Raw genomic sequence first — 8,430 nt, 5'->3', positions numbered from 1 at the left:
CCCTCTGCCATCCTTGAATCAGCTCTCTACGTCAGCGACCTGACCGCAGCGGAAACCTTCTACACCGACATCCTCGGCCTCCCCCTCCTCGGCAAGGTGGCCGGCCGGCATCTCTTCTTCCGCTGCGGCCCCGGCGTGCTGCTCGTCTTCAACGCCGAGGCGACCAAAATCCCGCCGGCGTCCGACGCCAGGCTGCCGGTGCCGCCGCACGGCACGGTCGGGGAAGGCCATCTCTGCTTTGCGGCGACCGCCGACGAAATCGTGCGCTGGAAAGCGCATCTCGAGGCGAAGCACATCGCTATCGAGAGCGAATTCGAATGGCCGCAGGGCGGCCGTTCGATCTATATACGCGACCCCTCGGGCAATTCGATCGAATTCGCCGAGCCACGAATCTGGGGCCTTTGATGCATTCTCTCGACGGAAAGAAGATCGTCGTCGCTAGCCATAATGACGGCAAGCTGCGCGAATTCGCCGACCTGATGGGGCCGTTCGGCTTCGAAGCCAAGTCGGCCAAGGAGTATGGCCTGCCGGAGCCTGACGAGACCGGCACCACCTTCGAGGAGAACGCCTACATCAAGGCGCTCGCCGCCGCCAAGGCGACCGGCCTGCCGGCGCTGTCGGACGATTCCGGCCTGTGCGTCGACGCGCTCGACGGCGCGCCCGGCGTCTACACCGCCAACTGGGCCGAAACCCCGGATGGATCGCGCGATTTCGGCATGGCCATGCAGCGCACCGAAGTGGCGTTGCAGGAAGTCGGCGCGGCCTTGCCGCAACAGCGCAAGGGACGCTTCGTCGCCGTCATCTGCCTGGCGTTTCCCGACGGCGAGGCGGAATATTATCGCGGCGAGGCCGAAGGCACGCTGGTCTGGCCGCCGCGCGGCGAACTCGGCTTCGGCTACGACCCGGTCTTCCTCCCCGACGGCTTCGACAAGACTTTTGGTGAGATGACGGCCGAGGAAAAGCACGGCTGGAAGCCCGGCCAGCCGACGGCGCTGTCGCATCGCGCTCGCGCCTTCCAGAAGTTCGCCAAGGCGAGATTGGGCTCGGCATGAGCATGCTGCTCGACCGGACGCCCGGTTTCGGCGTCTATGTCCACTGGCCGTTCTGCGCGGCCAAATGCCCCTATTGCGACTTCAACAGCCATGTCCGCCACCAGCCGGTCGACCAGGAGCGCTTTGCCAGCGCCTTCGAGGCCGAGCTGGCGACGATGCGCGAACGCACCGGGCCGCGCGAGGTGACCAGCATTTTTCTCGGCGGCGGCACGCCGTCGCTGATGAAGCCGGAAACGGTGGCCAGGGTTCTGGACGCCGTGGCGAAGAACTGGACTGTGCCTGACGGCATCGAGGTGACGCTGGAGGCCAATCCGTCCTCGGTCGAGGCCGAACGCTTTCGCGGCTACCGGGCAGCCGGCGTCAACCGCGTGTCGCTCGGCGTGCAGGCGCTGGATGACAAGGATTTGCGCTTCCTCGGGCGGCTGCACAATGTCGAGGAAGCGCTGCACGCCATCGGCCTCGCGCGGGAAATATTCCCAAGGCTGTCCTTCGACCTGATCTATGCCCGGCCCGGCCAGACGCCGGAGGCTTGGGCATCGGAGCTGGAACAGGCGATCGGCCATGCCGCCGACCATCTGTCGCTTTACCAGCTGACCATCGAGGAAGGCACGCCCTTCCACGCCCTGCACGCGGCAAAGAAATTCATCATTCCCGACAATGACCACGCCGCTGACCTCTATGCGCTGACGCAGGAGATTACATCGGCGCATGGTTTGCCGGCTTACGAGATCTCCAACCACGCAAGGCCGGGCGCCGAGAGCCGGCACAACCTCACCTATTGGCGCTATGGCGAATATGTCGGCGTCGGGCCGGGCGCGCATGGCCGCTTCGTCGAAAATGGTCGCCGCACGGTGACGATCGCCGAGCGGATGCCGGAAACCTGGGCCAATCTGGTCGAGGCCAAGGGCCATGGCGTCACCGGCGGCGAAATCCTGACGCGTTCGGAAGAGGCCGACGAATTCCTGCTGATGGGCCTGCGGCTCGCCGAAGGCATCGACCTCTCCCGCTACGAAGCGTTCTCCGGACGCGGCCTGTCGAGCTCGCGGCTGTCGATGCTGCAGGGAGAGGGGCTGGTGGCGCCGATCGGCAATTCGCGCCTGCGCGCCACGCCGGCCGGTATGATCGTGCTCGACGCCGTGGTCGCCGATCTGGCGCGCTAACCCTTTGAAGAACGTCCTCTTTGTCTGCAGCCAGAATCGCTTGCGCAGCCCCACCGCCGAACAGGTGTTTTCAACGCGCCGGGATATCGAGGTGGCCTCGGCGGGGACCAACCACGATGCCGACACGCCGCTGACGCATTATCTGGTGGCGTGGGCCGACCTCATCTTCGTCATGGAAAAGGCGCACCGCACCAAACTGCAGAAGAAATTCAAGGCCAGCCTGAGGAAGGCCCGTGTTATCTGCCTCGATATACCTGACGAGTATGAATTCATGGATCTTGAGTTGATTAGCCTTCTGAAGGCACGCGTTTCACGGTATCTCGGTTGAGACGCCATCCGCAAAGGCCACCGGCATGAACCTGACCGTATCCTCCTGGCAATTCTGGGCCCTCCTCTCGGCTGCATTCGCGGCCCTGACGGCGGTCTTCGCCAAAGTCGGCATCGAGAACATCAATTCCGATTTCGCCACCTTCATCCGCACGGTCATCATCCTGATCGTGCTCGGTGCCATCCTGCTCGCCAGCGGCCAGTTCCAGTCGCCGGCTACAATCTCGGGAAAGACCTGGGCTTTCCTCGGCCTGTCCGGTCTGGCGACCGGCGCCTCATGGCTCTGCTATTTTCGGGCGCTCAAGATCGGCAATGCGGCGCAGGTGGCGCCGATCGACAAGCTAAGCGTCGTGCTTGTGGCGGTGTTTGGCGCGGCCTTTCTCGGCGAGCGGTTGTCCGGAGCGAATTGGCTTGGCGTCGCCCTTATCGCGGCGGGCGCGGTGCTGGTCGCCTATCGAGGCTAGTTGCGCGCCGTTGCGGGCATTCTTTGTTTCAAGACGGGTGATGAAGATGTCGAAGCGATTGGGCATCGTCCGGTCAGTGCTCCGTCGTGCTGTCTGGTTTGTTGCTGTCGGAATGCCTGCCCTTCGTCGGCGAGGTGCTCGCGGTCCGCTCTTTGGTCAGGCTGTTCTCGGTCTTGGCAGGCGGGCGCTTGGCCGTGGGCGCGGCACCGCGCTTGCGGCCGGCATAGTAAGGCTCGAAAGCGTCCTGTATCTTCAGGCTGTCCATCCTGTCCTCCTCCGGAATCAGGGGGCTAATCTGCCAACGCCGGTTTGGTTCCCCACTGTGGCAAAGGAAAGGCGAATTCCTTACATCGGCGTCAGCTTTTGCAAGCCCGCGTCAGCCGTGCCAAACAGGGCTGAATGGAGAAGTCATCGGTGACCGCAGAGACGAGCAAGCGCAGCTATGTGGTCGGGCAGACCGAGATCGCGGCACGGCCATTGGAGCCGGCGCTCTATCTGGTGGCGACGCCGATCGGCAATCTCGCCGACATCACGCTGCGCGCGCTGGAGACGCTGGCCGCGGCCGACATCGTCGCCTGCGAAGACACGCGGGTGTCGCGCGTGCTGCTCGAGCGCTACGGCATTCGCCGCCGCACCACGGCCTATCATGAACACAATGCCGGCGAGGCCGGGCCGAAGCTGATATCGGCACTTCAGGCCGGGCAGAGCGTGGCGCTGATCTCCGATGCCGGCACGCCGCTGGTATCCGATCCCGGCTACCGGCTGGTCGGCGAGGCGCTCGACCACGGCATTCGCGTCGTGCCGATCCCCGGCCCGTCGGCGCCGCTTGCGGCGTTGACCGCATCCGGCCTGCCCTCCGATGCCTTCATGTTCGCCGGATTTTTGCCGGTGAAGACCGGGCAGCGGTTGACGCGGCTGGAGGCACTGAAAGCCGTGCCGGCGACGCTGATCTTCTTCGAATCGCCGCGTCGGCTGGCCGAATCCCTCGGTGCCATGGTCGAAGCGCTGGGCGGCGAGCGAAAGGCGGCTATCGGCAGGGAATTGACCAAGACCTTCGAGGAGATGCGAACCGGCACGCTGCAGGCGCTGGCCGACCACTATGCTGCGGCCGATACGCCGAAGGGCGAGATCGTCGTCTGCGTCGGCCCGGCCGAGGCCAAGGCGGACGAGCCCGCCGATATCGACCGCCTGCTGCTGTCGCTCGCCGCCGAGATGCCGGCTTCCAAGGCGGCTGCGGAAGCCGCGAAAATGACCGGCGGCCAGAAACAGGCGCTCTATCGGCGGCTGCTAGAGCTCAGGGAGATTTCTGGAGAAAGCGACAGTGGCTGAGCGCCCGAGCTCCAGCCGCCTGAAAGCCTATCGACGCGGTCATCGCGGCGAATGGCTGGCGGCGGCAGCCCTGATGATGAAGGGCTACAGGATTCTTGCGCGCCGCCACCGCACACGCTTCGGCGAGATCGACCTGATCGCGCGGCGCGGCGATCTGGTGCTGTTCGTCGAGGTCAAGGCGCGCCGCACGCTGATGGAAGCCATGGAGGCGATCGGTCACGAATCGGAGCGTCGCATAGAAGGCGCGGCTGACATCTGGCTGTCACGCCAAGCGGACTACGGCAGATTGTCGATGCGCTTCGACATGGTCGCGGTGCTGCCCTGGCGCTGGCCGGTGCATGTCGAGAACGCGTTTTACGGAAGGAATTGAGTAGCTTACCCTCCCCACAAGGGGGAGGGTAAGCTCACCCCCAAATCATCAGCGCCGCCAGCCCGACAATACCCACCACCAGCCGCCACCAGCCGAACAGCGAGTAGCCGTTGCGCGAGACGTAATCGAGCAGGAAGCGTACGACTATGAGCGCCGTGACGAAGGCGGCGACGAAGCCGACGGCGATGATCGGCAGGTCGGCGCTGCTCAGCACGTTGCGGTTCTTGAACAGGTCGAAGGCGAAGGCGCCGACCATGGTCGGGATCGCAAGGAAGAAGGAAAATTCCGCGGCCGCGCGCTTATCGACGCCCAAAAGCAGGGCGCCGACGATGGTCGAGCCCGAACGCGATGTGCCGGGAATGAGCGACAGGCACTGGAAAAGCCCGATCTGCAGGTAAAGCCGGGTCGGGAAGCGCTCGACATCGCGGTAGACCGGCTTGAGGTTCATGCGGTCCACCGCCAGCAGTACGACGCCGCCGATGATCAGCATGATGCAGATCAGCCTCGGCGATTCGAACAGCACCGTCTTGATGAAATCATGCGCCAGCGCGCCGATGATCGCCGCCGGCAGGAAGGCGATCAGGATGCCGATGGCGAAATGCCGCGTCAGCCGGTCATGCGGCAGGTCGAGCAGCATCTTCCACAGCCGGCGGAAATAGACGCTGAGGATCGCCAGGATGGCGCCGAGCTGGATCAGGATCTCGAAGGCCTTGCCGGTCGAATGGAAGCCGAGGAAATGACCGGCAAGCAGAATATGGCCGGTCGACGACACCGGGATGAACTCGGTCAGCCCCTCCAGCAGGCCGAGCAGCAGGGCTTCGACGATGGTCTGGCTTTCCATGGCTACCTCGGCATTGGCGTGACGGCTGACAGAAGGGCTTGCTTGTCATGGCGTTGAAGTCCCCCTATAGGTCGCAACACCCTGACGGCCCGCTAACCGGGCGGCCAAGACTTACCGGTGCGCCCTGCGATTCGCCAGTGCGCTTTATCATCGCGGAACCATGCTGACGCTTTTCCACCATCCCATGTTCGCCACCTGTCGCTTCGTCCGCCTCGCATTCGGCGAGTATGGCGAGGAGCTGGCTTTGATCGAGGAAAAGCCGTGGACCCGGCGCAAGGAGTTCCTGGCGCTGAACCCGGCCGGCACGCTGCCGATCCTGCTGGCCGAAGGCCACGTGCCGATCGTCGGCGCGACGGTGATTTCGGAATATCTCGATGAAACGCGCGGTGTGCTGAAGCGCGACAAGCGGCTGTTCGCCGAGGACCCGATGCAGCGCGCCGAAATCCGCCGGCTCATCGACTGGTATCTCAACAAGGCTGAAAGCGAAGTTACCCGCCATCTGGTGCGCGAGCGCGTGCTGAAGCCGGTCATGCCGGAAACGGCGGGCGGCGGCTCGCCCGATTCGGGCGCGATCCGTGCCGCGCGCGCCAACATCCGCCAGCACATGAAATACACCAACTGGCTGGCCGGCACCCGCCATTGGCTGGCCGGTTCGAGGGTCACCTATGCCGATCTCGCGGCCGCGGCGACGCTGTCGGTGCTCGATTATCTCGGCGAGATCGACTGGCGCGAGCACAGCGCTGCACGCGAGTGGTACACGCGGGTCAAGTCGCGGCCATCCTTTCGGCCGCTCTTGACCGACCGGGTGCGTGGCCTGTCGCCGGTGTCGCACTATGCGGACCTCGACTTCTGACGCCGCGAAACTGCGCGCGCTGATCGACGCGGAGGCGCAGCGCGCCGGCTTCGGTGCCGTCGCCGTCACCTCCCCCGATGCGATCCCGCTGGCGCCGGCGCGCCTGGCCGAATTCGTCGCCGATGGCTTTCACGGCTCGATGGACTGGATCGCCGAGACGCTGCAACGCCGGGCCGAACCGGCGGCACTGTGGCCGCAGGTGCGGTCGATCGTCGTGCTGGCGATGAACTACGGCCCCGACCATGATCCGCGCGGCGTGCTGGCCAAGCGCGACCGTGGCGCCATCTCGGTCTATGCGCAGAACCGCGACTATCACGATGTGATGAAGGGGCGGCTGAAGGAGATCGCCGGCAAGCTCGTGGCGCGCGCCGGCGGTGATGTGAAGGTGTTCGTCGACACTGCGCCGGTGATGGAAAAGCCGCTGGCCGAGGCCGCCGGGCTCGGCTGGCAAGGCAAGCACACCAATCTGGTCAGCCGCGAGCACGGCTCCTGGCTGTTCCTCGGCACCATCTTCACCACCGCCGAACTCGTGCCCGGCCGCGCCGAGATCGATCATTGCGGCTCCTGCCGCGCCTGCCTCGACGCGTGCCCGACGGATGCTTTTCCGGCGCCCTACCGGCTCGATGCGCGGCGCTGCATTTCCTATCTCACCATCGAGAACAAGGGGCCGATCCCGCGTGAGTTCCGCGAAAAGATCGGCAACCGCATCTATGGCTGCGACGATTGTCTTGCCGCCTGCCCGTGGAACAAATTCGCCAAGGCGGCTTCCGAAGCAAAACTCGTCGCGCGCGATGATTTGCGCGAGCCGCCGCTCGCCGACCTTTTGGGTCTCGATGACGCGGCCTTCCGCGCTTTCTTCTCCGGTTCGCCGATAAAACGCATCGGCCGCGACCGGTTCATCCGCAACGTGCTGATCGCCGCCGGCAATTCCGGCGATGCCTCTCTTGCCGACGCTGTGCGCGTCTTGCTGGACGATGCTTCGCCGCTGGTGCGGGGCGCGGCAGTATGGGCGCTGGCGCGGCTGGTGCCCGATGCCGAATACTCCGAACGGGCAGCTATCGGCCTGAAAACCGAGGGCGAGGCGGCCGTGCGCGACGAATGGCGTCTGGCTCGGCCAACCAGGGTACAGGCATGAGCGAAAAACAGGTCTTCATCTTCGGCGCCGGCTATTCCGGCAAGGCCTTTGCCCGAGCCGGCAACGGTCGGGTCTTTGGGACGACGCGCGCGCCGGAAAAGTTCGAGGCGCTGCGCCAGGCCGGCATCGCGCCGCTGCTGTTCGATGGCGCGCTGACCGAGGAAACCGGCGATGCGTTGGGAAAAACAACGCATCTGGTGATTTCGATCGCTCCGGAAGAGGCCGGCGATCCCGTGCTGAATGCCGCCCGCGCGGTAATCCTGGCTCAAATGCCGGCGCTCGAATGGATCGGCTATCTCTCGACTGTCGGCGTCTATGGCAATTATGACGGCGCGTGGGTCGATGAAACGGCGCAATGCCGGCCGGTGTCGAAGCGCTCTGTGATGCGGGTGGCGGCCGAACAGGACTGGCTGGAACTCGGCCGCGAGATCGGCCGGCCGGTGGCGATCCTGCGGCTTTCCGGCATTTACGGCCCCGGCCGCAACGCGCTGGTCAATCTGGAAAACGGCACCGCAAGGCGGCTGGTCAAGCCCGATCAGGTGTTCAACCGCATCCATTGCGACGATATTGCAGGCTCCCTGTGGCAGCTCATCGAAAGCAATGCAGGTGGCATCTTCAACGTTACCGACGATCTGCCGGCGCCGCCGCAGGATGTCGTCGCCTATGCCGCGTCGCTGATGGGCGTCACCGCGCCGCCCGAAATTCCCTTCGACGCCGCCCAACTTTCGCCCATGGCGCGGTCCTTCTATGGCGAGAACAAGCGTGTCGCCAACATGGCGATCAAGGCGGCGGGCTATTCCCTGCGCTTTCCGGACTACCGCGCCGCCTTCGACCATATGTGGGCAAGCGGCGACTGGCGCGACGGCGAGGCGCGCAGCCCGATGAAGCGGTAGCGATCG

General features: G+C 65.0%; 12 protein-coding genes. 10 read left to right on the top strand and 2 right to left on the bottom strand.

Translation table 11 applies throughout. The annotated features are described in order from the left end of the window. The 5 genes from NKH06_RS08750 to NKH06_RS08730 all read left to right on the top strand — a co-directional run. Positions 1–405, top strand: a 405-nt coding sequence (locus NKH06_RS08750; protein ID WP_352892747.1) for a VOC family protein, incomplete at its 5' end; no start/stop codon positions are given. Next, positions 405–1,052: an RdgB/HAM1 family non-canonical purine NTP pyrophosphatase gene (gene rdgB / locus NKH06_RS08745; RefSeq protein WP_128305286.1), complete on the top strand. Its 648-nt coding sequence runs from the start codon at positions 405–407 to the stop codon at positions 1,050–1,052. The genes NKH06_RS08750 and rdgB, both read left to right, overlap by 1 nt. After that, positions 1,049–2,212 (top strand): radical SAM family heme chaperone HemW, encoded by a 1,164-nt coding sequence (hemW, locus tag NKH06_RS08740; RefSeq protein ID WP_352628871.1) that lies wholly within the window; start codon positions 1,049–1,051, stop codon positions 2,210–2,212. The genes rdgB and hemW overlap by 4 nt, the downstream gene beginning before the upstream one ends. A gap of 4 nt (positions 2,213–2,216) precedes the next feature. Continuing rightward, on the top strand, positions 2,217–2,540 hold the full coding sequence (locus tag NKH06_RS08735) for a low molecular weight protein tyrosine phosphatase family protein (protein ID WP_023814161.1): 324 nt from the start codon (positions 2,217–2,219) through the stop codon (positions 2,538–2,540). A gap of 25 nt (positions 2,541–2,565) precedes the next feature. Then, positions 2,566–3,003, top strand: coding sequence for an EamA family transporter (locus NKH06_RS08730; protein WP_023814162.1), 438 nt, complete (start codon positions 2,566–2,568; stop codon positions 3,001–3,003). Between the two features lie 73 nt (positions 3,004–3,076). On the opposite strand, the gene NKH06_RS08725 is transcribed toward NKH06_RS08730, so the two are convergent. Continuing rightward, on the bottom strand, positions 3,077–3,268 hold the full coding sequence (locus NKH06_RS08725; RefSeq protein WP_023814163.1) for a hypothetical protein: 192 nt from the start codon (positions 3,266–3,268) through the stop codon (positions 3,077–3,079). Positions 3,269–3,402: 134 nt separating this feature from the next. On the opposite strand from NKH06_RS08725, the gene rsmI reads away from it, so the two are divergent. Together rsmI and NKH06_RS08715 are read left to right on the top strand one after the other, a co-directional pair. Next, positions 3,403–4,332 (top strand): 16S rRNA (cytidine(1402)-2'-O)-methyltransferase, encoded by a 930-nt coding sequence (rsmI, locus tag NKH06_RS08720; RefSeq protein WP_128305283.1) that lies wholly within the window; start codon positions 3,403–3,405, stop codon positions 4,330–4,332. After that, positions 4,325–4,702 carry a YraN family protein gene (locus tag NKH06_RS08715; RefSeq protein ID WP_128305282.1) on the top strand — a complete coding sequence of 126 codons (378 nt, stop codon included), beginning with the start codon at positions 4,325–4,327 and terminating at the stop codon, positions 4,700–4,702. The genes rsmI and NKH06_RS08715 overlap by 8 nt, the downstream gene beginning before the upstream one ends. A gap of 34 nt (positions 4,703–4,736) precedes the next feature. On the opposite strand, the gene NKH06_RS08710 is transcribed toward NKH06_RS08715, so the two are convergent. Continuing rightward, positions 4,737–5,543, bottom strand: coding sequence for an undecaprenyl-diphosphate phosphatase (locus tag NKH06_RS08710; protein WP_352892741.1), 807 nt, complete (start codon positions 5,541–5,543; stop codon positions 4,737–4,739). A 160-nt stretch (positions 5,544–5,703) separates the two neighbouring features. On the opposite strand from NKH06_RS08710, the gene NKH06_RS08705 reads away from it, so the two are divergent. From NKH06_RS08705 to NKH06_RS08695, 3 genes are read left to right on the top strand one after another with little or no spacing between them, the layout of a single operon-like run. After that, positions 5,704–6,396 carry a glutathione S-transferase family protein gene (locus NKH06_RS08705; RefSeq protein WP_352892740.1) on the top strand — a complete coding sequence of 231 codons (693 nt, stop codon included), beginning with the start codon at positions 5,704–5,706 and terminating at the stop codon, positions 6,394–6,396. Beyond that, complete coding sequence (queG, locus tag NKH06_RS08700) at positions 6,377–7,531, top strand: tRNA epoxyqueuosine(34) reductase QueG (RefSeq protein WP_352892738.1); 1,155 nt, start codon at positions 6,377–6,379, stop codon at positions 7,529–7,531. Before NKH06_RS08705 ends, queG begins: the two co-directional genes overlap by 20 nt. Then, on the top strand, positions 7,528–8,424 hold the full coding sequence (locus NKH06_RS08695) for an SDR family oxidoreductase (RefSeq protein ID WP_352892736.1): 897 nt from the start codon (positions 7,528–7,530) through the stop codon (positions 8,422–8,424). The genes queG and NKH06_RS08695 overlap by 4 nt, the downstream gene beginning before the upstream one ends. Positions 8,425–8,430 lie beyond the last annotated feature (6 nt).

It is taken from the genome of Mesorhizobium sp. M1342, assembly GCF_040317955.1.
Taxonomy (GTDB): Bacteria; Pseudomonadota; Alphaproteobacteria; order Rhizobiales; family Rhizobiaceae; genus Mesorhizobium.
Note: the sequence above shows the minus strand (reverse complement) of the source record. Positions and strands in the feature narration are given on the sequence as shown.

What these genes read in the sequence shown, in the direction of transcription:
- rdgB (WP_128305286.1), top strand. Translation starts at nt 405, where the DNA reads ATGCATTCTCTCGACGGAAAGAAGATCGTCGTCGCTAGCCATAATGAC.
- hemW (WP_352628871.1), top strand. Translation starts at nt 1,049, where the DNA reads ATGAGCATGCTGCTCGACCGGACGCCCGGTTTCGGCGTCTATGTCCAC.
- NKH06_RS08730 (WP_023814162.1), top strand. Translation starts at nt 2,566, where the DNA reads ATGAACCTGACCGTATCCTCCTGGCAATTCTGGGCCCTCCTCTCGGCT.
- NKH06_RS08725 (WP_023814163.1), bottom strand. Translation starts at nt 3,268, where the DNA reads ATGGACAGCCTGAAGATACAGGACGCTTTCGAGCCTTACTATGCCGGC.
- rsmI (WP_128305283.1), top strand. Translation starts at nt 3,403, where the DNA reads ATGGAGAAGTCATCGGTGACCGCAGAGACGAGCAAGCGCAGCTATGTG.
- NKH06_RS08710 (WP_352892741.1), bottom strand. Translation starts at nt 5,543, where the DNA reads ATGGAAAGCCAGACCATCGTCGAAGCCCTGCTGCTCGGCCTGCTGGAG.
- NKH06_RS08705 (WP_352892740.1), top strand. Translation starts at nt 5,704, where the DNA reads ATGCTGACGCTTTTCCACCATCCCATGTTCGCCACCTGTCGCTTCGTC.
- queG (WP_352892738.1), top strand. Translation starts at nt 6,377, where the DNA reads ATGCGGACCTCGACTTCTGACGCCGCGAAACTGCGCGCGCTGATCGAC.
- NKH06_RS08695 (WP_352892736.1), top strand. Translation starts at nt 7,528, where the DNA reads ATGAGCGAAAAACAGGTCTTCATCTTCGGCGCCGGCTATTCCGGCAAG.